Origin of the sequence: Micromonospora sp. CA-111912, from assembly GCF_050948415.1 — a bacterium.
Lineage (GTDB): Bacteria > Actinomycetota > Actinomycetes > Mycobacteriales > Micromonosporaceae > Micromonospora.
On the sequence record NZ_CP192007.1, the window covers coordinates 2587493 to 2609623 of the forward strand.

General features: G+C 72.9%; 21 protein-coding genes. 12 read left to right on the top strand and 9 right to left on the bottom strand.

From position 1 onward, the window contains the following. Positions 1-23: 23 nt before the first annotated feature. Both ACQPZO_RS10895 and ACQPZO_RS10900 read right to left on the bottom strand, forming a co-directional pair. Complete coding sequence (locus ACQPZO_RS10895; protein ID WP_433349371.1) at positions 24-1427, bottom strand: HAMP domain-containing sensor histidine kinase; 1404 nt, start codon at positions 1425-1427, stop codon at positions 24-26. 29 nt (positions 1428-1456) lie between these two features. Next, positions 1457-2146 (bottom strand): response regulator transcription factor, encoded by a 690-nt coding sequence (locus tag ACQPZO_RS10900; RefSeq protein ID WP_433349373.1) that lies wholly within the window; start codon positions 2144-2146, stop codon positions 1457-1459. Positions 2147-2218: 72 nt separating this feature from the next. On the opposite strand from ACQPZO_RS10900, the gene ACQPZO_RS10905 reads away from it, so the two are divergent. Then, complete coding sequence (locus ACQPZO_RS10905) at positions 2219-3139, top strand: ADP-ribosylglycohydrolase family protein (protein ID WP_433349374.1); 921 nt, start codon at positions 2219-2221, stop codon at positions 3137-3139. Positions 3140-3379: 240 nt separating this feature from the next. Then, complete coding sequence (gene thrS, locus ACQPZO_RS10910; protein WP_433349376.1) at positions 3380-5392, top strand: threonine--tRNA ligase; 2013 nt, start codon at positions 3380-3382, stop codon at positions 5390-5392. 82 nt (positions 5393-5474) lie between these two features. Here thrS and ACQPZO_RS10915 read toward each other — a convergent pair whose 3' ends face one another. Continuing rightward, complete coding sequence (locus ACQPZO_RS10915; protein ID WP_433349378.1) at positions 5475-6212, bottom strand: D-Ala-D-Ala carboxypeptidase family metallohydrolase; 738 nt, start codon at positions 6210-6212, stop codon at positions 5475-5477. Positions 6213-6433: 221 nt separating this feature from the next. Between ACQPZO_RS10915 and ACQPZO_RS10920 the strand changes: the two genes are divergently transcribed. Then, positions 6434-6946: an HIT family protein gene (locus tag ACQPZO_RS10920; protein ID WP_433350933.1), complete on the top strand. Its 513-nt coding sequence runs from the start codon at positions 6434-6436 to the stop codon at positions 6944-6946. Positions 6947-7019: 73 nt separating this feature from the next. Then, positions 7020-8078 carry an aldo/keto reductase gene (locus ACQPZO_RS10925; protein WP_433349380.1) on the top strand — a complete coding sequence of 353 codons (1059 nt, stop codon included), beginning with the start codon at positions 7020-7022 and terminating at the stop codon, positions 8076-8078. A gap of 154 nt (positions 8079-8232) precedes the next feature. Here ACQPZO_RS10925 and ACQPZO_RS10930 read toward each other — a convergent pair whose 3' ends face one another. After that, positions 8233-10395 (bottom strand): elongation factor G-like protein EF-G2, encoded by a 2163-nt coding sequence (locus ACQPZO_RS10930; protein ID WP_433349382.1) that lies wholly within the window; start codon positions 10393-10395, stop codon positions 8233-8235. Positions 10396-10648: 253 nt separating this feature from the next. Here ACQPZO_RS10930 and pgsA point away from each other — a divergent pair, with 253 nt between their 5' ends. From pgsA to pdxT, 6 genes are all read left to right on the top strand, one after another. Continuing rightward, entirely contained in the window at positions 10649-11281 is a 633-nt protein-coding gene (gene pgsA, locus ACQPZO_RS10935) for a phosphatidylinositol phosphate synthase (RefSeq protein ID WP_433349384.1), read from the top strand. Beyond that, positions 11278-12231, top strand: coding sequence for a phosphatidylinositol mannoside acyltransferase (locus ACQPZO_RS10940; RefSeq protein ID WP_433349386.1), 954 nt, complete (start codon positions 11278-11280; stop codon positions 12229-12231). The genes pgsA and ACQPZO_RS10940 overlap by 4 nt, the downstream gene beginning before the upstream one ends. Positions 12232-12247: 16 nt before the next feature. After that, positions 12248-13408, top strand: coding sequence for a glycosyltransferase family 4 protein (locus ACQPZO_RS10945; protein WP_433349388.1), 1161 nt, complete (start codon positions 12248-12250; stop codon positions 13406-13408). Between the two features lie 82 nt (positions 13409-13490). Then, positions 13491-13991, top strand: coding sequence for a hypothetical protein (locus ACQPZO_RS10950; RefSeq protein ID WP_433349390.1), 501 nt, complete (start codon positions 13491-13493; stop codon positions 13989-13991). A gap of 162 nt (positions 13992-14153) precedes the next feature. Next, on the top strand, positions 14154-15071 hold the full coding sequence (gene pdxS, locus ACQPZO_RS10955; RefSeq protein WP_387019040.1) for a pyridoxal 5'-phosphate synthase lyase subunit PdxS: 918 nt from the start codon (positions 14154-14156) through the stop codon (positions 15069-15071). Between the two features lie 73 nt (positions 15072-15144). Continuing rightward, positions 15145-15750, top strand: coding sequence for a pyridoxal 5'-phosphate synthase glutaminase subunit PdxT (gene pdxT, locus ACQPZO_RS10960; protein ID WP_433349392.1), 606 nt, complete (start codon positions 15145-15147; stop codon positions 15748-15750). 90 nt (positions 15751-15840) lie between these two features. On the opposite strand, the gene ACQPZO_RS10965 is transcribed toward pdxT, so the two are convergent. Genes ACQPZO_RS10965 through ACQPZO_RS10975 form a run of 3 tightly spaced genes read right to left on the bottom strand, consistent with a single transcriptional unit; the run spans position 15841 to position 18675 of the window. Beyond that, positions 15841-17202 (bottom strand): type IV secretory system conjugative DNA transfer family protein, encoded by a 1362-nt coding sequence (locus ACQPZO_RS10965; RefSeq protein ID WP_433349394.1) that lies wholly within the window; start codon positions 17200-17202, stop codon positions 15841-15843. Positions 17203-17212: 10 nt separating this feature from the next. Continuing rightward, positions 17213-17752 (bottom strand): hypothetical protein, encoded by a 540-nt coding sequence (locus ACQPZO_RS10970; RefSeq protein ID WP_433349396.1) that lies wholly within the window; start codon positions 17750-17752, stop codon positions 17213-17215. Beyond that, complete coding sequence (locus tag ACQPZO_RS10975; protein ID WP_433349398.1) at positions 17749-18675, bottom strand: hypothetical protein; 927 nt, start codon at positions 18673-18675, stop codon at positions 17749-17751. The genes ACQPZO_RS10970 and ACQPZO_RS10975 overlap by 4 nt, the downstream gene beginning before the upstream one ends. 473 nt (positions 18676-19148) lie before the next feature. Between ACQPZO_RS10975 and ACQPZO_RS10980 the strand changes: the two genes are divergently transcribed. Further along, positions 19149-19898 (top strand): YebC/PmpR family DNA-binding transcriptional regulator, encoded by a 750-nt coding sequence (locus ACQPZO_RS10980; protein WP_433349400.1) that lies wholly within the window; start codon positions 19149-19151, stop codon positions 19896-19898. Between the two features lie 3 nt (positions 19899-19901). Next, a complete protein-coding gene (locus tag ACQPZO_RS10985) occupies positions 19902-20525 on the top strand; it encodes a DUF402 domain-containing protein (protein WP_433349402.1) in 624 nt (207 codons plus the stop codon). Between the two features lie 125 nt (positions 20526-20650). On the opposite strand, the gene ACQPZO_RS10990 is transcribed toward ACQPZO_RS10985, so the two are convergent. Then, on the bottom strand, positions 20651-21595 hold the full coding sequence (locus tag ACQPZO_RS10990; RefSeq protein ID WP_433349404.1) for a permease prefix domain 1-containing protein: 945 nt from the start codon (positions 21593-21595) through the stop codon (positions 20651-20653). Continuing rightward, positions 21592-21933, bottom strand: a complete 342-nt coding sequence (locus tag ACQPZO_RS10995; RefSeq protein WP_433349406.1) for a PadR family transcriptional regulator — start codon at positions 21931-21933, stop codon at positions 21592-21594. Before ACQPZO_RS10995 ends, ACQPZO_RS10990 begins: the two co-directional genes overlap by 4 nt. Positions 21934-22131: the final 198 nt, after the last annotated feature.

Genomic DNA, 22131 nt, shown 5'->3' on the forward strand with positions numbered 1-22131 from the left:
TCTGCCCACAGGCTGCGGGACGGTCAGCCGTCCGTGGGGCGTTGCCGGGGCCAGCGGCGGCCCCCGCTCTTCTGCTCCCGCGCTTCCCGGGCCATCCGGCCGACCAGGCCGAAGCGGCTGACCTGCCGCGGGGTGGCCTCCGGGTCGGCCAGCAGCATCACCACGCTGGCCCCGCCCAGCCGGGCCCGGTCGATGCTCACCGACCCGTTGGCCTGCAGGGCCACCCGCTTGGCGATGTCCAGGCCGAGCCCCGTGGAGCCCTGGTCGCTGGTTCCCCGCCGCAGCGCCCGGTCCGGGTTGGCGATGCCCGGGCCGGCGTCGTCGATGCGGATCGCCACGTATCCGTCCCGGCGGGAGACCGCGAGCTCGAACGCGGTGCCCTGCGGGGTGTAGCGGAACACGTTGCCGATCACCGCGTCGAGGGCGGCGGCCAGCTCGGCCCGGGGCACGGGCGCCGGGATGCGCAGCTGCGCCCCGCTGACCCGGTGCGGCCGGTTCTGGTCCCCCGCGAGGGCCGACCAGAACACCATCCGGTCCCGGACCACCTCGCTGACGTCGCACATCGCCGGGCCGGCCTCGTGGGCGACCGTCTTGCGGGTCGTCTTGATCAGCACGTCGATCTCGCCCTCGAGGGTCACGATGGCCTGCCGGATCCGCCGGATGGTGCGCCGCCGGTCCAGCTCCGCCTCCGTGAACGAGCCCACGCTGGTGTCGTCGGAGTCCAGCCCCTCGGCGTCCAGCCGCAGCACCGTCAGCGGCGTGCGCAGCCGGTGCGACAGGTCCGCCACCAGTTCCCGCTCGTCGGTGCGCGCCGCCGCCATCCGGTCCGCCATCCGGTTGAACGCGTAGCCGGCCTCGGCCAGCTCGCGCGGGCCGCTCGGCTCGACGTGTACCCCGAGGTCGCCGTCGCCCACCGCGAGAGCGGCCTTCACCAGCCCCCGGGTCGAGTCGACCGCGCGGGCGGCTACCCGGTCCACCACCAGCACGGCGGCCCCGACCAGGGCCACCGCCACCGCGGCCAGTAGCAGCCAGCGGCCCCCGGAGCCCTCCTCGAGCGCGGAGTCCGGCACGAACACCTCGACCACGACCACCGTGTCGCCGAGCACCACCGGATCCAGCCGGAGCACCCCGCCGGGCACGTCGACGATCACCGAGCGCCGGTCCGCGGTGGCCCTGGCCACCGCCGCCGCGTCGGCCCGGCCGGCCGGCGCGGCGCCGTCCAGCCCGTGCACCACCGGCCGGGTCGCCGGGTCCGCGCCGCTGGCCTCCACCGCGCGCCGCACCGCCGCCGGCTCGGTGCTGACCGCGAGCGCGCCGGTGACCAGCGCGCCGCGCCGGGCGGCGTCGGCGAGGGCCTCCTGACGGGTCTGCTCGCCGAGGCTGATGCCGAGGGGGACCAGGAACGCCAGCGCGACGAGCGCGCACATGCCGGCCGTGAGCCAGGCCAGCGCGACCCTCAGTCCGGGGCCACCAACCGGAAGCCGACCCCCCGCACGGTGCGCAGGTAGCGCGGCTTCGCCGCGGACTCGCCCATTTTGCGACGCAGCCAGTACAGGTGAACGTCGATGGTCTGGTCCTCGCCGACCGATGGCTGGTGCCATACCTCCTCCAAGAGTTCCCGGCGGGAAACCACCCGCCCCGGTCGGGCGGCGAGATACGCCAGCAGGTCGAATTCCTTGCGGGTCAGCGCGAGCGCCATCCCGTCGAGCAGGGCGCTGCGCTCGCCGACGTCCACCCGCAGGCCGCCGACGGTGTGCACGGCCGGCTGCACCGTCCGGCTGGCCCGGCCGGCCCGGCGCAGCACCGTGGTGATCCGGGCGTCCAGGTGCGCGCCGGTGAACGGCTTGACCATGTAGTCGTCGGCGCCCGCCCGCAGCAGCCGCACCACCGACTGCTCGTCGTCGCGGGCGGTGGCGATGATGATCGGCACGTCGGTGATGCCGCGCAGCATCCGCAGCGCGTCCGAACCGTCCAGGTCCGGCAGGCCGAGGTCGAGCACCACCAGGTCGGGGGTCTCCGCGGCCACCCGGCGCAGTGCGTCCAGCGCCGTGCCGACGGCGTGCACGGCGTGCCCCCGGTCGGCGAGGGACCGCAGCATCGCGCCGCGTACGACGTGGTCGTCTTCGACCAGGAGCACCGTGGCCACGTCAGCACCGTACTCGGCAGGGCAAGTGGACGCGTTGCGGCGCACCCGCGAACCGGGCAAGCTGGTACGACCATGTCCTTCACGCTCTTCCCGGACACCCGGCTGGCGCTCGCCCGGGACAGCCTCGCCGGGCTCTCCGTCGGCGACGCCCTCGGCTCCCAGTTCTTCGTGCCGGGTCACCGGCCCGGGGACCTCGCCGCCGGCCGGCTCCCCGCGCCGCCCTGGCAGTGGACCGACGACACCGAGATGGCGTGCTCCGTGCTGGCCGAGCTGGCCGGCGCAGGGGAGGTCGACCGGGACCGGCTGGCGCTGGCGTTCGCGCACCGGTGCGAGCCGTACCGCGGCTACGGCCCCGGGGCGGTGACCATCCTGCGCCTGATCCGCACCGGCACGCCGTGGCCCGTCGCCGCGGCCTCCGCGTTCGACGGGCAGGGCTCGTGCGGCAACGGCGCGGCGATGCGGGTCGGGCCGCTCGGTGCGTGGTTCGCCGATTCGACCCGGCGGGCCGCGGCCCAGGCCCGGGCGTCCGCCGAGGTCACCCACGCCCACCCGGAGGGGATCGCCGGCGCGGTGGCGGTGGCGGTGGCCGCCGCCCTGGCCGCCCGGGCCCGCCTCGACGGGGACCGCCCGCCGCCGTCGCGGCTGCTCGCCGCGGTGGCCGCCGCCCTCGACCCGGGCAGCCAGGTGCACCAGGGGGTACGCCGGGCCGCCGCCCTGCTGGACCGCCCGGTGGCCGCCGCCGCCGACGCGCTCGGCAACGGCTCCCGGGTGACGGCGCAGGACACCGTCCCGTTCACGCTCTGGGTCGCCGCCACGCGCCTGGACGACTACCCGGCCGCGGTCCGGGCGTGCGTCGAGGCGGGCGGGGACGTGGACACCACGGCGGCGATCGTCGGTGCGGTGGTGGCCGCCCACACCGGCGTCGGCTCGCCGGGCGGGGTGCCCGCCGACTGGCTCGCCGCCCGCGAGCCGCTGCCCGACTGGGCGGGCTGACCACCCCGCCCGGCCCGGTCGCGGAACGCCCACACCCCGTGTCCGGGCCGCCGAGGTGGCCGCCACCGCCCCGGGCGGCCCCGCCGACGGCCCTGCGGGCCCCGCCGACGGCCCCGGGCGGAAGGCGTCGGGACGGAGCGCCGCCTTCACCGAATGCGACAAGAAGGGGCCCCTTGGTGCCCGCTAGCATCAGCGGGGGCGGTCGCTCGGCCGCGTTCGTCGTCAGCTGAAGGAGTCACCGTGTCCGCACCCCGTACCCCCGTCGTGGCCGACCCCGTCGTCGTCGCCGCCGGGACGACGGCGGCCGACGCGGTGGCCGCGGCCGGCCTGCCGGCCAGCGGCCCCAAGGCGGTCGTCGTGGTCCGCGACCCGCAGGGCCAGCTCCGCGACCTGGACTGGGCGCCGGCCGAGGACGTCACCGTCGAGCCGGTCGGCCTCGACACCCCGGACGGGCTGAACGTGCTGCGCCACTCGACCGCGCACGTGCTCGCCCAGGCCGTGCAGGACGTGTTCCCGGAGGCGAAACTCGGCATCGGCCCGCCGATCGAGAACGGCTTCTACTACGACTTCGCCGTGGACAAGCCGTTCCAGCCCGACGACCTGGCCAAGCTCGAGAAGCGGATGCAGGAGATCGTCAAGTCCGGTCAGCGGTTCCGGCGGCGACGGTTCGACAGCCTGGACGAGGCGAAGGCCGAGCTGGCCGCCGAGCCGTTCAAGCTGGAGCTGATCGACGTCAAGGGCGAGGGGCTGGACTCGTCCGAGGTGATGGAGGTGGGCGGCGGCGAGCTGACCATCTACGACAACCTCGCGGCCAAGGAGGACAAGGTCTGCTGGTCGGACCTGTGCCGGGGCCCGCACCTGCCGAACACCCGGCTGATCGGGGCGTTCAAGCTGATGCGCTCGGCCGCCGCGTACTGGCGGGGGAGCGAGAAGAACCCGCAGCTCCAGCGGGTGTACGGCACCGCGTGGCCGACCCGGGACGAGCTCAAGGCGTACCTGAAGCTGCTGGAGGAGGCCGCCCGGCGCGACCACCGCAAGCTCGGCGCGGACCTGGACCTGTTCAGCTTCCCCGACGAGATCGGCTCCGGCCTGGCGGTCTTCCACCCCAAGGGCGGCATCATCCGCCGGGAGATGGAGAACTACTCGCGCCGCCGGCACGAGGCGGCGGGGTACGAGTTCGTCAACACCCCGCACATCACCAAGGCGCAGCTCTTCGAGACCTCCGGCCACCTGCCCTACTACGCCGACACCATGTTCCCGCCCATGCAGCTCGAGGGCGCGGACTACTACCTCAAGGCGATGAACTGCCCGATGCACAACCTGATCTTCAGGTCGCGCGGGCGGTCCTACCGGGAGCTGCCGCTGCGGCTGTTCGAGTTCGGCACGGTGTACCGGTACGAGAAGTCCGGCGTGGTGCACGGCCTGACCCGGGTGCGCGGGCTGACCCAGGACGACTCGCACATCTACTGCACCCGGGAGCAGATGCCCGGCGAGCTGTCGACCCTGCTCACCTTCGTGCTGGACCTGCTGCGCGACTACGGCCTGGACGACTTCTACCTGGAGCTGTCCACCCGGGACGACTCGCCGAAGTTCATCGGCGACGACGCCGACTGGGCCGAGGCGACGGAGGCATTGCGCACCGCCGCCGAGGCGTCCGGGCTGGACCTGGTGCCCGACCCGGGCGGTGCGGCCTTCTACGGCCCGAAGATCTCGGTGCAGGCCCGGGACGCGATCGGCCGGACCTGGCAGATGTCGACGATCCAGGTCGACTTCAACCAGCCGGCCCGGTTCGGGCTGGAGTACCAGGCCGCCGACGGCACCCGCAAGCAGCCGGTGATGATCCACCGGGCGTTGTTCGGCTCGATCGAGCGGTTCTTCGGGGTGCTCACCGAGCACTACGCGGGGGCGTTCCCGGCCTGGCTGGCCCCGGTGCAGGTGGTGGGCATCCCGATCCGTGAGGACCACACCGACTACCTGCACGGGTTCGTCGCGGCGCTGCGCGCCGAGGGCATCCGGGCCCAGGTGGACGCGGGCGACGACCGGATGCAGAAGAAGATCCGCACCGCCCAGCAGCAGAAGATCCCGTTCATGGTGATCGCCGGCGACGACGACGTGGCCGCCGGGACCGTGTCGTTCCGGTACCGGGACGGCTCGCAGCGCAACGGCGTGCCGATGGCCGAGGCGGTGGCCCACGTGCTCGACGTGGTCACCTCCCGGTCGAACACCGGCCCGTCGGCTCCCGACCCGGCCTGACACGCCAGGTGGGGCTCCCCTCGCCGCCGAGGCGACGAGGGGAGCCCCACCTGGGCCGGGCCGTAGTGTCGGCGCCGGTCGATCAGATGCCGCAGCTCGACGCCGACCAGCCGCCGGCCGCCCCGACGTGCGTGTGGGTGCTGTGGCCCGGGTAGCCGGGGCCGAGGATGTTCCCGAAGCCGTGGTAGCGGGCCTGCTGGGCCATCCGGCAGAACGACGGGGAACCGACCAGGTCCACCCCGTCGCCGTACAGGTGCCGGCTGTTGGACGTCCCGCCGACCGCGTTGTTGCAGGCGACGCTGCGGAAGCCGCTGCTGATTTGGATGGACACGTCCCCGAGGGCGTGCCGCATGGCCTGGAGCTTCCACATCGAGACGAGCGCGTTGAACTTGGCGGTGCTCGCCGCGACCGCCCCGCCGGCCCAGGTGCTGTTGCACCGGTTCAGCTCGGCGTAGGTGAAGTTGATCGGCGTGCAGTCGTCGTCCTGGAGCGCGTACAGCTTGGCGAAGGTCAGCGGGCCGGCGGCGCCGTCGGCCGCCAGGCCGTACGCCTGCTGGAAGCGGATCAGCGCCGCGCGTGTCGCCGGGCCGAACACGCCGTCGAGGCCGATCTGCGAGTTGTAGCCGGGGTAGCCGGCGATCCGGATCTGGAGCTGGCGGACGTCCTCGCCGGTCGAGCCCTGGACGAGCGTCCGGCCCCAGTTGTAGCAGCCGTCGGCCTGTGCGGCACCGGTGGTCACGGTCAGGCCCACCAGGGTGGTGGCGGCGGCGAGCGCGCAGGCGGCAAGAACTCTGCCGATCCGGCGGAAGGCGGTCTTCACAGGGTGACTCCCATCGACGAATATCAGTTTCGATTGGAATGGAAGCTTCATTCACCATCATCTCTACGTCAAGAACTTTCACACCCCTATTCGTCCCGGTGAGGCCCCATCGCACCCCCAGGTAGCCCCGAGCGGATCCCCCACTCCGGCACTGGGGCGGGGTCGGGCGGGAACGTAGGATCGGTGGCGTGACAGGGGAGGAACGGCACAGGGACAGCGGCATGGCCGACGGGTTGGAGCGGCTCTGGACTCCGCACCGGATGGCCTACGTCTCCGGTGGGGACCGGCCCGAGGGTGGGTACGAGAAGCCCGCTGGCTGCCCGTTCTGTCGGGCGCCGGGGCTGCCGCCGGAGGAGAGCCTGGTGGTGGCCCGGGGCGAGCACGTGTTCGCGGTGCTCAACCTCTACCCCTACAACCCGGGGCACCTGCTGGTCTGCCCCTACCGGCACGTGGCCGACTACACCGACCTGGCCCTGCCGGAGACCGCCGAGCTGGCGGCGTTCACCCAGACCGCGATGCGGGTGGTGCGCGCGGTCAGCAACGCGCACGGATTCAACCTGGGCATGAACCAGGGCGGGGTGGCCGGTGCCGGGATCGCCGCGCACCTGCACCAGCACGTGGTGCCCCGCTGGGGCGGCGACGCCAACTTCATGCCGGTGATCGGGCGGACCAAGGTCCTGCCACAGTTGCTCACCGACACCCGCGAGCTGTTCACCCGCGCCTGGCCGAGCTGACCCTACGTAGTCGACCGCCTTCTTTCGGCCAACCCGCTGCCCTCGACCGGGCCCGGGGTGGCACGATCTGGCGATGGCAGTGACGACACGGACATTGGGTCGCAGCGGCATCGAGGTCAGCGCCCTCGGCATGGGGTGCTGGGCGATCGGTGGCCCCTGGGCCGAGGGTGTCCAGCCGTTGGGCTGGGGCGCGGTCGACGACGAGGAGTCCGTCCGTGCGGTGCGCCGCGCGCTCGACCTCGGGGTCACCCTCTTCGACACCGCCGACACGTACGGGGCCGGGCACGGCGAGCGGGTCCTCGGCCGGGCCCTCGCCGGCCGGCGCGACGAGGCCGTGATCGCCACCAAGTGGGGCTACACGTTCGACGAGGACGCCCGCCAGGCCACCGGGGAGGACCCCTCGCCGGAGTACCTGCGCCGGGCGGTCACCGACTCCCTGCGCCGGCTGGACACCGACCGCATCGACCTCTACCAGCTGCACCTGGGCGACCTGCCGGTGCCGAGGGCCGAGGCGCTGCTCGGCGTCTGCGAGGACCTCGTCGCCGACGGCCTGGTCCGGGCGTACGGGTGGAGCACCGACCGGGTCGACCGGGCCACCTGGCTCGGGCAGGGCGCCCGGCACGCCACCGCCGTGCAGCACACGCTGTCGGTGCTGCGGGACGCCCCCGAGTTACTCGCCGTCTGCGACAAGTACGACCTGGCCAGCGTCAACCGCAGTCCGCTGGGGATGGGCCTGCTCACCGGCAAGTACGGCGCCGGCTCCACGCTGCCCCGCGACGACGTGCGGGGGGCCACGGCGAACTGGCTGGAGTGGTTCCGCAGCGGCCGACCCGCCCCGGAGTGGCTGCGCCGGGTCGGCGCGGTCCGGGCGGCGCTCACCGCCGACGGGCGCACCCTGGCCCAGGGCGCCCTGGGCTGGATCTGGGCGCGCAGCGACCGAACGGTCCCGATCCCCGGCTGCCGCACCGTCGCCCAGGTCGAGGAGAACGCCGCCGCACTGGCCCTCGGCCCGCTCACCCCCGACCACTTCGCCGAGGTGGAACGCCAGCTGGCGGCCCTCCGCACAGCCGCCCTCAGCTCCGCCGACCGCCCCCGCTGGCCCATGCCCCCCACCCCCTCCGCCCGCCCCTGACCCCCCTTCCCCCACCCTCCCCCCGCCCTCCCTCGCGCCCACCCATCTCCGTCGATCTTGCAGTTGTGGCCCTCGGAACGAGGCTTCTGCCCCAATTGCCGGGGCCGTAACTGCAAGATCGCGGGGGTGCGGGGGTGCGGGGGTGCGGGTGGGGTCAGGGGGTGGGGGGGTGTTCGTTGCGGGTCTGGTCGGACAGGTGGGTGGGCATCGGGTCGTGGCGGGTGAAGTGGCGGCGGAAGGTGCCGGTGCCGGAGGTCAGGGCGCGCAGCTCGATCGCGTACCGGAGCAGCTCGATGGCCGGGACCTCGGCCCGGACCACGGTGCGGCCGTCGGCGTCCGGGTCCGACTCGGTGCCGAGCACCCGGCCGCGCCGGCCGGAGAGGTCGCCCAGCACCGCCCCGACGGTGTGGTCCGGCACCCGGACGGCCACCTCGTCCACCGGCTCCAGCAGGGTCGGCTGGCCCTTTTCGGCGGCGTGGCGCAGCGCCAGCGCCCCGGCGGTCTGGAACGCCGCGTCGGAGGAGTCGACGCTGTGCGCCTTGCCGTCGACGAGGGTCACCCGCAGGTCCACCACCGGGTACCCGGCGACCAGGCCGCGCTCCAGCTGGGCCCGCACGCCCTTCTCCACCGACGGGACGTAGTTGTGCGGCACCGCCCCGCCGACCACCCGGTCGACGAACTCGAAGCCGGCCCCCCGGGGCAGCGGCTCCACCTCGATGTCGCAGACGGCGTACTGGCCGTGGCCGCCGGACTGCTTGACGTGCCGGCCGTGCCCGGTGGCCGGGGCGGCGAGGGTCTCCCGCAGCGCCACCCGGACCGGCTCGGTGTCCAGCTCGACGCCGCCACCGCGCAGCCGGTCGAGCACCACGTCGGCGTGTGCCTCGCCCATGCACCACAGGACGAGCTGGTGGGTCTCCGGGTTGCGTTCCAGCCGCAGCGTCGGGTCCGCGGCGACCAGCCGGGCCAGGTTGCGGGACAGGGTGTCCTCGTCGGCCCGGCTGCGCGCGGCGACCGCCACCGGCAGCAGCGGCTCGGGCATCTCCCACGGGGCCACCAGCAGCGGGTCGTCCTTGGCGGAGATCGTGTCGCCGGTCTCCGCGCTGCCCGACTTGGTGATCGCGCAGATGTCGCCGGCCACGCAGACCGGCACCTCGCGCAGGGTCGCCCCCAGCGGCGTGTGGAGGTGCCCGACCCGCTCGTCCGCGTCGTGGTCGGGGTGCCCCCGCTCGGCCAGGCCGTGGCCGGCTACGTGCATCGTCCGGTCGGGGCGCAGGGTGCCGGAGAAGACCCGGACCAGGGAGACCCGGCCGACGTGCCGGTCCACCGTCGTGCGGACCACCTCGGCGACGAGCGGGCCGTCCGGGTCGCAGGTCAGCGGCGGCCGGGGGGAGCCGTCCACGCCGGTGACGGCGGGCAACTCGTGCTCCAGCGGCGACGGGAATGCCGATACGAGGCCGTCGAGCAGCACGTCCAGCCCGACGCCGGTCGCCGCGCAGACCGGCACCACCGGGTGGAAGTGCCCCCGGGCGACCGCCTTCTCCAGGTCGGCGACCAGCACCTGCGTGTCGATCTCCTCGCCGGCGAGGTAGCGGTCCATGAGGGACTCGTCCTCGCTCTCGGCGATGATCCCCTCGATCAGCTCGTTGCGGGACTCGGCGATCGCCGGCAGGTGCTCCGGGTCAGGCTCGCGCACCTGGGCCGGCAGCCCGGCGGTGTAGTCGAAGACCCGGCGGGTGACCAGGCCGAGCAGTCCGACGACGGACTCGCCGTCGTCGCCGAGCATCGTGAGGTGCAGCGGGACCACGTTGTCGCCGAAGACCCGTTGGCACAGCGCCACGGCCTCGTCGAAGTCCGCGCGGGGGTGGTCCAGCCGGGTCACCGCGACCGCCCGGGGCATGCCCACCGCGGCGCACTCCTCCCAGAGCGCGGCGGTGGCGGCGTCCATCCCGTCGACGGCGGAGACCACGAACAGCGCGGCGTCGGCGGCCCGCAGGCCGGCGCGCAGCTCGCCGACGAAGTCCGCGTACCCCGGGGTGTCCAACAGGTTGATCTTGACGCCGTCGTGCACCAGCGGGGCGCAGGCCAGGCTCACCGAGCGCTGTTGGCGCACGGCGGCCGGGTCGTGGTCGCAGACCGTGGTGCCGTCGGTGACCGTGCCGGCCCGCCCGATCGTGCCGGCCGCCGCGAGCAGCGCCTCGACCAGGGTCGTCTTGCCCGCCCCGGAGTGCCCGACGAGCACCACGTTGCGAATACTGGCGGGCTCGGTCACCACCGGCACTCCGCCGGTGACCCCCTTGTCCTGATTCCTCTGCGCCATGGGGCGCACCTCCCTCAGCCGGTGGTTGGTGGCGACCGCCGCGCGCGACGGGGAAGCGGCCCGGTGCGGAAACTCCGCGGCGCCATCCTCCGGTGATCTGCCGTGCGGCGGGTACGGGACGGTCGGTCGGGTGAGCTGGCTCACCCTCAGGCTCGATCTCACACCCCTCGGAGGGCCGGCACAAGCCCTCCCCGGGCGGGTTGGCGACCGTGGCGTGCCCTCGCCGAGGGCCGGCCGTTATCGTGGGACCGCCATGGCGAAGATCTTCCAAGTGTCGGTCCGGGCGGGGATGACCCGCGTCGTTGAGCCGATCGCGCGCGGCCTGCTCCGAGCGGGCGTGTCCCCCAATGCTGTCACCGTCACCGGCACCCTCGGGGTGCTGGCCGGTGCGCTCGGCTTCGGCGCCCGCGGCCATCTGGTCGCCGGTGCCCTCATCGTGACGTTCTTCGCGCTGACCGACCTGCTCGACGGGACGATGGCCCGGATGAGCGGCGGCTCGACGAGGTTCGGGGCGTTCCTCGACTCGAGCATGGACCGGGTCGCCGACAGCGCCGTCTTCGGCGCGGTCGCGTACTGGCTGGCCACCGAGGGTGACCACGCCGGGGTCGCCGCCGCGCTGCTCTGCCTGGCCGCCGGCGGCCTGGTCTCCTACGTCAAGGCCCGCGCCGAGGGGCTCGGGATGACCTGCAACGTGGGCATTGCCGAGCGGACCGAGCGGCTGCTCATCGTCGGCGTGGGCGGCCTGCTCACCGGCTTCGGCGTCCCGTACGCCCTGCAGATCGCGCTCTGGCTGCTGGCCGCCGTCTCGATCTTCACCGTGGGCCAGCGGATCGCCCACGTGTACCGGCAGGCCCGCGAGGCAGCCCCGGACGGGTCGCAGGGGTGAACCTGACCGAGCTCGGCTACGTCGCCGGCTGGCGTCTGGTCCGCGCGCTGCCCCGGCCCGTGGTGGCTGCGGCCTTCCGGGCGGGCGCCGACCGCGCCCACCGCTCCGGCGGCGGGGGTACGACCCGACTGCGCGCCAACCTGCGCCGGGTGGTCGGCCCCGAGCTGCCCGAGGCCGAGCTGGACGACCTGCTCCGGCGCGGCCTGCGCTCCTACGCCCGCTACTGGATGGAGACGTTCCGGCTGCCGGCGCTGAGCCGGGAACAGCTCCTCGCCGGGTTCCGGCTCGCCCCCGAGGGGGTCGACCGGCTCGCCGCCGACGTGGCCGCCGGCCGGGGCGCGGTGGTGGCGCTGCCGCACGCCGGCAACTGGGACGCCGCCGGGGCCTGGGTGGCGGCCACCGGCTGGCCGATCACCACGGTCGCCGAGCGGCTCAAGCCCGAGGGCATCTACCAGCGTTTCCTCGCCTTCCGGCGGGGGCTGGGCATGGAGATCCTGCCCACCCACGGCGGCGAGCGGCCCGCGTTCGACGTGCTGGTGGACCGGCTGCGCGCCGGCGCGGTGGTGCCGCTGCTGGCCGACCGGGACCTTTCCGCCCGGGGGATCGAGGTTGACTTCTTCGGCGCGCGGACCCGGCTGCCGGCCGGCCCGGCGCTGCTGGCCCTGCGCACCGGGGCGCCGCTCTACGTCGCCTCATTATGGTACGAACCGGACGCGGCGTGCGCCTCGATCGAGGGCCCGCTGCCCCTGCCCGAGGAGGACAGCGGGCCGCTGGACCAGCGGGTCCGGGCGCTGACCCAGCGGATTGCCGACGGTCTGGCGGCGGGCATCGCCCGGCATCCGGAAGACTGGCACATGTTGCAACGGATGTGGCTGGACCAGCGCGGCACCGGCGACGGCGGACAGCCCCGACCCGTCTCCACGCCGCCGGCCGTCACCGGACCGGTCTGAGGCGGAGGGCGCTCACATGCGGATCGGCATCGTGTGCCCGTACTCCTTCGACGTGCCCGGCGGGGTGCAGAACCACGTGATGGACCTGGCCGAGGCGCTGATCGGGCTCGGGCACGAGGTGAGCGTCCTGGCCCCCGCCGACGAGGACTCCCCGCTCCCGCCGTACGTGGTGTCGGCGGGCCGGGCCGTGCCGCTGCCGTACAACGGGTCGGTGGCCCGGATCGCGTTCGGCCCGGTCTCCACCACCCGGGTCCGGCGGTGGATCGCCCGGAGCGATTTCGACGTGCTGCACGTGCACGAGCCGCTGACGCTGAGCCTGTCGATGGTCGCCGTGCTCTCCGCGAAGGGGCCGGTGGTGGCCACCTTCCACACCGCGATGACCCGGTCCCGGGTGCTCGCCGCCGCGCAGGGCCTGCTGCAGATCGTGCTGGAGCGGATCACCGCCCGGATCGCGGTCAGCGCCCTGGCCCGCAAGGTGCAGGTCGAGCACATGGACGGCGGCGCGGTGGAGATCCCCAACGGGGTCACCGTGGCCAAGTTCAGCCACGCGACACCGCTGCCCGGCTGGCCGGGGGAGTGCGACCTGGCCGAGGGCGGCACGCTCGGCTTCCTCGGCCGGTTCACCGAGGCCCGCAAGGGCTTCCCGATCCTGTGCGACGCGTTCGTCGAGTTGGCCCGCTCCCGCCCGGGCCTGCGGCTGCTGGTCGCCGGGCCGGGCGATCCGGACGACCTGTTCGACCAGTTCCCCGCCGAGCTGCGCGACCGGGTCACCTTCCTCGGCCTGGTCTCCGAGGAGGACAAGGCGCGCATGCTGCGCAGCGTCCACCTCTACGTGGCCCCGAACACCGGCGGGGAGTCTTTCGGGATGATCCTCACCGAGGCCCTCGCCGCCGGCACCACGGTGGTGGCCAGCGACCTGGACGCGTTCCGCCGGGTGCTCGACGGCGGCCGGGCCGGGCTGCTCTTCCCCACCGGGGACGCGGTGGCGCTGCGGGCGGCCCTGGCCGGGCTGCTGGACGACCCGGCGCGGCGGGCCGCGCTGACCGAGTGCGGGGACCAGGTGGTGGCGCACTTCGACTGGCCGGTCGTCGCCCGCCGGGTGCTGGAGGTGTACGCGGCGGCGATCGAGGCGACCGACGGGCGGGTGATCGACCAGGAGTGGGCGGGGCTGGGCTGACCGCCGTGACCGTGGGTGCCGGTGGGACGCAGGTGTCGGGGCGGGTCGCGCTCCGGCCGGAGGCGAACGGAGCAGCACTACGATGCCGGGCATGTGGTGGTGGTTGGGCGGGATTCTCGTCGTGGGGCTGCTCGCGGCGTACCTGACCTGGACCGTCGGCCGGGTCGAGCGGCTGCGCCTGCGCGCGGAGGCCGCGGCCCGGGCCCTGGAGGCGCACCTGCTGCGCCGGGCCGCCGCCGCCGCGGTGCTGGCCGAGCGGCGCTACGGCGTGGAGCTGTACGCGGCGGCCCGGATCGCGCTGGACGCCGAGCCGGAGGAGCGCGAGGCCGCGGAGAACGACCTCACCCGGCAGCTGCGGGCGGTGCGGCTGGACCCGGCCGACCCGGACTGCGAGACGGTGATCGCCGCGAGCCGGCGGCTCGCCCTGGCCCGTCAGGTGCACACCGACCTGGTCCGGGACGCCCGCGCGGCGCGGGGACGGCGGCTGGTGCGGCTGTTGCGGATGGGCCGCCGGCACCCGTGGCCGCGCTACTTCGACATCGACGACCCGACCCTCGCGCTCCCCGCCGACGTGCCCGCCTGAGCGGCGTCTGCCGCAGCCCGGGCCCGTCGGCCAGCGGCCGGGCCGGGGTGATGACGGCCACAGAGCAGGCCACCCGGGGTCTGATTGGCTGTCGGACCGGCGTTGACCCCGTCGTAGCATTCAGCTGAGCCACCCCCCGAGCACGCCGAGGAGCGATAACCCGTGCCCGAAACCATCTCCCCGAACGCCAGCGCCACCCCCGTCGTCGGCACCGCCCGCGTCAAGCGCGGCATGGCCGAGATGCTCAAGGGCGGCGTGATCATGGACGTGGTCACCGCCGAGCAGGCCAAGATCGCCGAGGACGCCGGAGCTGTCGCGGTGATGGCCCTGGAACGGGTGCCCGCCGACATCCGCGCCCAGGGCGGGGTGTCCCGGATGAGCGACCCCGACATGATCGACAGCATCATCAACGCCGTCTCGATCCCCGTGATGGCCAAGGCCCGGATCGGCCACTTCGTCGAGGCCCGGATCCTCCAGTCGCTCGGCGTGGACTACGTCGACGAGTCCGAGGTGCTCACCCCGGCCGACTACGCCAACCACATCGACAAGTGGGCGTTCACCGTCCCCTTCGTGTGCGGGGCGACCAACCTGGGCGAGGCGCTGCGCCGGATCACCGAGGGCGCGGCCATGATCCGCTCCAAGGGCGAGGCCGGCACCGGTGACGTCTCCAACGCCACCATGCACATGCGCAAGATCCGTCAGGAGATCGCCCGGCTCAGCTCGCTGCCGGCCGACGAGCTGTTCGTCGCGGCCAAGGAGCTCCAGGCCCCGTACGACCTGGTCAAGGAGGTCGCCGAGACCGGCAAGCTCCCGGTGGTGCTGTTCACCGCCGGCGGCATCGCCACCCCGGCCGACGCCGCGATGATGATGCAGCTCGGCGCCGAGGGCGTCTTCGTCGGCTCCGGCATCTTCAAGTCCGGCAACCCGGCCCAGCGGGCCGCCGCGATCGTCAAGGCCACCACCTTCCACGACGACCCGGACGTGCTGGCCAAGGTCTCCCGGGGCCTCGGCGAGGCGATGGTCGGCATCAGCGTCGACGAGATCCCGCAGCCGCACCGCCTGGCCGAGCGCGGCTGGTGACCTGAGAGGAGGGCCCCTGCTCGCCGCTCAGGCAGAGCAGGGGCCCTCTTTCTGACATCCGAGAGGAGTGAACGTGACGGCACCGGTCATCGGTGTGCTCGCCCTGCAGGGTGACGTCCGCGAGCACGTGGGCGCGCTGGCCGGGGTCGGGGCGGACGCCCGCCCGGTCCGCCGCCCAGGCGAGCTGGACGCGGTCGACGGGCTGGTCATCCCCGGGGGCGAGTCCACCACGATCAGCAAGCTCGTCGACATCTTCGAGATGCGGGAGCCGATCGACAAGCGGATCGCCGCCGGAATGCCGGTCTACGGCTCCTGCGCCGGCATGATCATGCTGGCCACCGAGGTGCTCGACGGCCGCCCCGACCAGCGCGGCTTCGCCGGCATCGAGATGACGGTGCGGCGCAACGCGTTCGGCCGGCAGGTCGACTCGTTCGAGGCGCCGGTGGAGATCGCCGGGGTCGGGGGCGAGCCGTTCCACGCGGTCTTCATCCGGGCACCCTGGGTCGAGCGGGTCGGCCCGGACGTCGAGGTGCTGGGTCGGGTCACCGACAGCCCCGCCGCGGACCGGATCGTCGCGGTCCGGCAGGGCAACCTGGTGGCCACCTCCTTCCACCCGGAGCTGACCGGCGACCTGCGCCTGCACCGCTACTTCGTGGACCTGGTCCGCGCCGCGGCGTGACCCCGCGTACCGGGCGCCGGCGGGCGGCGTCCGGTACGCGGGGCAGGGCGGCTGGCGTACGGCGGGCCGGCCCGCGGTGGTGCCGCGCGCTCAGTGGTGCCGGGGGTTGGGGCGCGCCCAGCCGTGCAGCACCGGGTCGGTGAGGTGGTTGAACCTGGTCATCCGGGTCGGCCACTCGCTCTTGAAGGCGACCACCTGTTCCTCCGGCGAGAGTTGCAGCAGTTCCCCGACGTTGCAGCCGAGCCGGTGGGACAGGTCGCGGGCGGCGCCGAAGTTGGCCGGTCCGAAGACCTGCAACACCCCCGAGTTGTTGATCATTGTCTCGCCAGCCACGTCGTAGAGGCTGGTGAGCTGGGCCAGGTCCTGCCAGAAGGTCCAGGTCCGCAGCCCGTACCCGCGCAGCAGGGTGATGGCGTCCTGCAACAGCGAGAACCGGCCCAACTGGGCCGCCTCGTCGATGAGGAAGAGCAGCCGGGACTGGTTCATCGACCGGCTGTTCATCACGTAGTAGAGCAGGCATCCGACCCAGGCGCGGAGCAGCCGCTGGTGGGTGCGCAGCTTGTGCGGGGGGATCACCACGTAGATCGAGATCCGCCGGGCCGGGTCGACCAGATCGGTGAGGCGGAAGCTCGTGGTGTCCGTGGCCTCGACCGTGCGTTGGGAGCTGAACGGCGCCAACTGCTGGGCCGCGGTGGCCAGGATGCCGGAGAAGGTCTTGTCGGCGTCCATGCTCACCAGCATCTCGAACTCCTGCCGGGTGCCGGGCGGCATGTGCTTGCCCCGGTTCTCCAGCGCCACCGCCAGCCGGTAGCGCAGGTCGGTGTCGAACAACTGGGCGCGCAGCTCGTGCAGGGAGTTGCGGCGGTCGGGCTGGCCGGTCATCAGGTCGGCGGTCAGCCCGGCGATCAGCAGTTGGGCCATCTCGTCCCAGAACGGGTCGGTGAGCGAGCGCACCCCACCCATCAGGATGTCGGACAACACCCGGCCGAAGTCCTCCGCCTCCTCGGCGGCGTCGTCGTCGCGGCGCAACACGTCGAACACGTCGAACGGGTTCAACGAGCCCCGCGCGTCCCGACCGCTGTGACTGGCCCCGAACGGATCCAGCAGGACGATCTCGTTGCCGAGGACGGATCGCCGGTGTTCGTGCGTGACGTCGTAGTTCTCGCCCTTGGGATCGAACACCACGACCGACCCCTCGTACGTCAGCAGGTTGGGGATGATCACGTCCCGCCCCTTGCCGGCCCCGGTGGGCGCGACGGTCATCAGGTGGCTGTCGTCGTCCGAGGCGACCACCGCGCCCAGCGCGGCGTCCTCGACGATGTGCTCCTCACCGACGCCCTGCCGGATCCGCGCACTGGTGACGCTCGGCCGGCGCTGGGCGAAGCGGCTCTTGACCTGCAGCTCCGGTTCGAGGTGGCGGACCGCGGCACGCCCGAGGATCAGCTTCGACACGGGGCTCCTCCTAGCGGGGACGACGGGTGACCCGGGCGGGCAGGAAGCCGGTCATGGTGCCGCTGCCCGAGCCGGCCGAGACGATCAGGTTGAGGGACTTGTCGTGCTGGTGGCCGAGGACGTCGAAGTAGCGGACCTCCACCACCAGGGAGCCCTGCTCGGGGATGCGCGGCGGATGGGTGAACCGCAACCGCTGCTCGACGTCGGTCGCCGGCTGCACCACGTCGGCCTTGGGACCGGCCAGCTCGGTGAAGCGCAGCGCGGCCCGGTCGAGCCTTATCCCGGCGATGTGCAGGCCGAGCATCGGTCCGGCCCCGACATTGCGGAGCCGGACGGAGAGCACGATCAGATCCTGACTGCGCCAGGTCAGCCGGGAGTCCTGGATCATCGCCACCGGCACCACCGAGGTCTCCAACTGCTGGCCGGCGATCCGGGCCTCCTGCGCGGAGGCCCGGTTGTTCTGCCAGGAGAGCGCCAGTGCGACGACGCTGAACGTCAGGGAGACCCCCAGCCCGACGACCTGGAGGAGGTTGACGGTGTCCTGGGTCACGGCATCGCCCCGACCGCGCAGGAGAAGTTCCAGTCCTTGAAGAAGTCGGCCATGAAACCCTTGACCACCCGGTCGCGGAAGAAGTCGCGATAGGGGACCTCGTAGTTCTCCAGCAGGAAGTCCGGGCGGGGCGCCAGCCGGGAGCCGGGTTCCGAGTCGTCCCCGTCGATGGTTTCCGCGATGCAGTGGAAGTCGAGCCAGATCCCCCGGTAGCCCTGGTTGCCCGGTGCCTGGATGTCGTAGATCTCGCGCAGGTGCACACCGGGGGCGGCCTCCCGGAAGTTGGATATCTTGAGGTCCAGTCGGCCGGTGCGCAGCGAACTGGCGGCGTCCCGGCCGGCGAGCACGGGCCGGAACCGGCCGTCCTCGTCGGGACGGCGGGCGAGCAGCGGGCCGATCAGCTCGTGGCTGCTCACTGGTTTCTGCGCGCGCACCGGGATGAAGTCGTAGACGATCAGCGAGAAGCGGTAGCCGGCCCGCAGCGGTTGCAGGTCGAAGTCCGAGTCCAGCACCTCGGTCAGGTCGATGGCGATCCGGGACACCAGGCCCTGGATGTACGGCATCAGGAGCCGGTACCAGTTGTGGAACAGCCGCAGTGACGATCCGGAGCGGCTGAGGGTAATCCGTAGATCCCGGTGGATGTCGATGCGGAAACCGAATGAGGGTTCCTTGTAGACCACGCCGACGTTGCCGTCGGACCAGTCGAGCCGCAGGGTGTCGACCTCGTACAGTTCGGAGGCCTCCAGAACCTCGGCCACCGCGCGGTAGAGGCGGGCGCCCACGATGCGTTTCAGCGCATCGGGCAACTGCAGGTCGTGCGCTGCGGGCAGTTCGACGATAAGGGAGAAACCGTTCAGGGCGTCCACCCCGTCGGCGCCGATCATCGTCAGTCCGGTGGTGAATTCGTCGAAGGTTTCGAGCACAGGCCCTCCCGGTCCGGGTTGACGGCGAACGCAGGTTATCGATCGGTGAACCGCGATTGCAGGGGTGGAGAAGGTTGCCGAAAGCGACCCGTTGTCGGGTTAGGCTGGCCGTTCGGCGGAAGATCCGGTCGGGAGGTCGGAAATCGGCAGGTCAGCGGGGGTGCGGTAGGGCGGTGCGGCGTACCGTCGCGGCGTGGTCCGCAGGTGGCCTTCCGGTGGAGGCTCGCGTGAGTGTCGGATGCCCGTCACCGCAGCGCCGGGGCCGTCGGACGCGGCGGGGCCGGCCGTGGTGGCGGGTGTGACGCCGCCAGGTGCGGCCTCGGTAGGATTACCGGCGGTTCGGCAGGGCCGCCGCGCGCCGCAGCCCTCCACGCGGGGCCGCCCGGCCCGGCCGGTGGCATGCGGTGCCCGGTGGCGGTGTGGAGTTGGCGCGGGCAGTCGACGCAGGCGTGATCAACAGACGGAGGTAGCAGATGTCCGGCCACTCAAAGTGGGCGACCACCAAGCACAAGAAGGCCGTGATCGACGCCAAGCGCGGCAAGATGTTCGCCAAGCTGATCAAGAACGTCGAGGTCGCGGCCCGCATCGGCGGCGGCGACCCGGCCGGCAACCCCACCCTCTACGACGCCATCCAGAAGGCGAAGAAGAACTCCGTACCCAACGACAACATCGATCGGGCGGTCAAGCGCGGCTCCGGCCTGGAGGCCGGCGGCGCAGACTGGCAGACGATCATGTACGAGGGGTACGGCACGAACGGCGTGGCGATGCTCATCGAGTGCCTGACGGACAACCGTAACCGGGCCGCGACCGAGGTGCGCACCGCGTTGACCCGCAACGGCGGATCGCTCGCCGACGCCGGGTCGGTGTCCTACATGTTCTCCCGCAAGGGCGTGGTGATCGTGCCCAAGGCCGGCACCACCGAGGACGACGTGATGATGGCGGTCCTCGATGCCGGGGCGGAGGAGGTCAACGACCTCGGCGAGGCGTACGAGGTGGTCTCCGAGCCGACCGACCTGATCGCCGTGCGCACCGCCCTGCAGGATGTCGGCATCGAGTACGAGTCGGCCGAGTCCTCCCTCATCCCCAGCATGAACGTGCCGCTGGACGAGGAGGGCGCTCGCAAGATCTTCAAGCTGATCGACGTCCTGGAGGACTGCGACGACGTGCAGAACGTCTACGCGAACTTCGACGTTTCCGACGAGGTGATGGCCGCGGTCGGCTGAGCCGTGGCGATTGGGCGGGAGCGGCGGTTCGCGCCGGGCGACGTGGTCGTCCGGCGCGAGATCCTGCGCGGCGAGGTCTGGTTCGCCGCCCCGACCGTCTGCGTGCGGGATTCGCCGGACCTGCTCGCCCTCTACCTGCCCACCGGGGCCGAGTTCGGCTTCCCCGAGCGCGGGAGCTTCCCCTGCGGGCGGCATCCCTGGCAGGTCGCCGGGCAGCGCGCGTGGCGCGGGCCCGGCAAGCTGATGCTGCACCGCCCCGGCGAGGCGCACTCCGTCGACGTGTTCTGGGCCGAACCGGGGCGGTCGTTCGCCGGCTGGTACTTCAACCTTCAGGACCCGCTGCGGCGTACCCCGATCGGGGTGGACACCCTCGACCACGAGCTGGACCTGTGGTGGGCGGCGGACGCCGACCGGTACGAGTTCAAGGACGTCGAGATGTTCGCCCAGCGCCTCGTCGAGGGGCGCTATCCGGGCATGGCGGCGGCCATCCGCGCGGAGGGGGACCGGATCGCGGCCCTGCTCGACGCGGGGGAGCGCTGGTGGGACCCGGCGTGGGCGCGGTGGCGTCCCGACCCGGCCTGGCCGGTGCCGACGCTGCCCGCCGGGTGGGACACCGTCCCCTGCTGACCCGGGCCGCGCGGCCCCCGGCCCACCGTTACGACCCGGATGGCCGCCCGTCGTACCCGCTCCGAATTCGTCGCGGCGGCCCGGCCCGCCCGTGACGACGTGCCGGGCCGGGGCGGCGGGGCCGGTCAGCCGGCGCGTCGGGCCTTGACGCCGGAGTCGATCAGGTCCCAGACCAGGACCACCACCGTCGTGATGATCGCGATGAGGGTGATCGACTGCCGGTTGCCCTCGTCCTGGAGCCAGGCGAAGCGCTCGACCAGGTCCGGGTTGAGCAGCCGGTCGTCCGCCAGCAGCCAGACCACGGGCACCGAGAACGCCAGGTCCAGCGCGGCCTTCACCGCGACCAGCGGCCAGGTCCAGCGCCCGACGCGGTACTTGACCAGCTCGAAGACCACGCCGGCCAGCAGCACGGCCATCAGCACCGGCAGCCACGACCGCCACAGCGCCGGGTCGAGCAGCGGGATGCGCTCGCCGTCGATCTTCGCCCACGACCAGAAGTGCTGCCAGGGCAGGAAGGCCGCGGTGAACAGCAACAGGGCGACGGACGCGGCGATGTCGGTCAGGGTCATGTCCTGCTTCGCCGGCACCTCGGGCAGTTGGTCGACCGTCCACGCCGGCAGCTTCAGCGACGGGTCGGCGCGCTCGATGATCGCGAAGGTCAGGGTCACCCAGAACGTGACCTGGATCGCGACCTCGAAGGCGGTGCCGAACCCGGAGGTGATCGCGGGGACCAGGTCCTTCCCGGTGGCTGCCTGGGCCACCCCGACGATCGTGCCCACCAGTGCCGGGACGAAGGTGAGCAGCAGCCGCAGCAGTCGTTGCCAGTGCAGGTAGTAGGTGGGGCCGATGAGCTGCAACCGACGGTCGGCGTACCGGGCGGCGAGCCGGTCGGGGTTTCCGAGCTCGTTGAGCACCTCGCGCTCGGCGGTGGCGGCGTCCCGCCCGGCGTCCGTCCGACCCTCGATCATGTCCTCGATCGAGCCGCGCAGCTCGGTGGCGATTTCCTCCCGCCGCGGGGCGGGCACCGCGCGCAGGGTTGCGGCGAGGTAGCGGTCGGTCAGGGAACTCATCGGTTCACTCCTTCGATCAGGCCGGTCACGGAGGTCTGTACGGCGGCGAGGTCGTCGAGGAGGCGGCGCAGTACCTGCTCGCCGTCTGCGCTGGTCCGGTAGAACTTGCGCGGCCGGCTCTCCTGGGTGTTCCACTCGCTGGTCAGCAGGCCCTGCTCCGCCAGCCGCCGCAGCAGCGGATAGAGGGTGTTCGCGTCCACCGGGAACCCGTGCGCCGTAAGACGTTGCAGCAGCGCGTAGCCGTAGTCGGGCTGGCGCAGGGCGACCAGGCTCGCCACGACCACGGTGCCGCGCCGCAGTTCCTGGAGGTGTGTACGGAGGAGCTCCTCACTGGCCATGTGTCACACCATACTGTGTGCCACACAGTGTTGTCCAGGGTTGAGTCGTCCGGCCTGCGCGACGGGGGCAAGGGTGGATAGGGAATCCGCTTTGATCAATTGACTGAAGTCATGTCCTGCTGCTGCGCGGAACTGTCGGCAGGATTTCCACTCCCTTGCCTTTGGGCCGACAGTCGGCGCAATGTGCACGACTGTCTC

Bases quoted from the DNA above. Each gene is read 5' to 3' on its own strand.
- ACQPZO_RS10895 (WP_433349371.1), bottom strand. From the start codon at position 1,427: ATGTGCGCGCTCGTCGCGCTGGCGTTCCTGGTCCCCCTCGGCATCAGC.
- ACQPZO_RS10905 (WP_433349374.1), top strand. From the start codon at position 2,219: ATGTCCTTCACGCTCTTCCCGGACACCCGGCTGGCGCTCGCCCGGGAC.
- ACQPZO_RS10920 (WP_433350933.1), top strand. From the start codon at position 6,434: ATGGCCGACGGGTTGGAGCGGCTCTGGACTCCGCACCGGATGGCCTAC.
- ACQPZO_RS10925 (WP_433349380.1), top strand. From the start codon at position 7,020: ATGGCAGTGACGACACGGACATTGGGTCGCAGCGGCATCGAGGTCAGC.
- ACQPZO_RS10930 (WP_433349382.1), bottom strand. From the start codon at position 10,395: ATGGCGCAGAGGAATCAGGACAAGGGGGTCACCGGCGGAGTGCCGGTG.
- pgsA (WP_433349384.1), top strand. From the start codon at position 10,649: ATGGCGAAGATCTTCCAAGTGTCGGTCCGGGCGGGGATGACCCGCGTC.
- ACQPZO_RS10945 (WP_433349388.1), top strand. From the start codon at position 12,248: ATGCGGATCGGCATCGTGTGCCCGTACTCCTTCGACGTGCCCGGCGGG.
- ACQPZO_RS10950 (WP_433349390.1), top strand. From the start codon at position 13,491: ATGCCGGGCATGTGGTGGTGGTTGGGCGGGATTCTCGTCGTGGGGCTG.
- ACQPZO_RS10980 (WP_433349400.1), top strand. From the start codon at position 19,149: ATGTCCGGCCACTCAAAGTGGGCGACCACCAAGCACAAGAAGGCCGTG.
- ACQPZO_RS10990 (WP_433349404.1), bottom strand. From the start codon at position 21,595: ATGAGTTCCCTGACCGACCGCTACCTCGCCGCAACCCTGCGCGCGGTG.
- ACQPZO_RS10995 (WP_433349406.1), bottom strand. From the start codon at position 21,933: ATGGCCAGTGAGGAGCTCCTCCGTACACACCTCCAGGAACTGCGGCGC.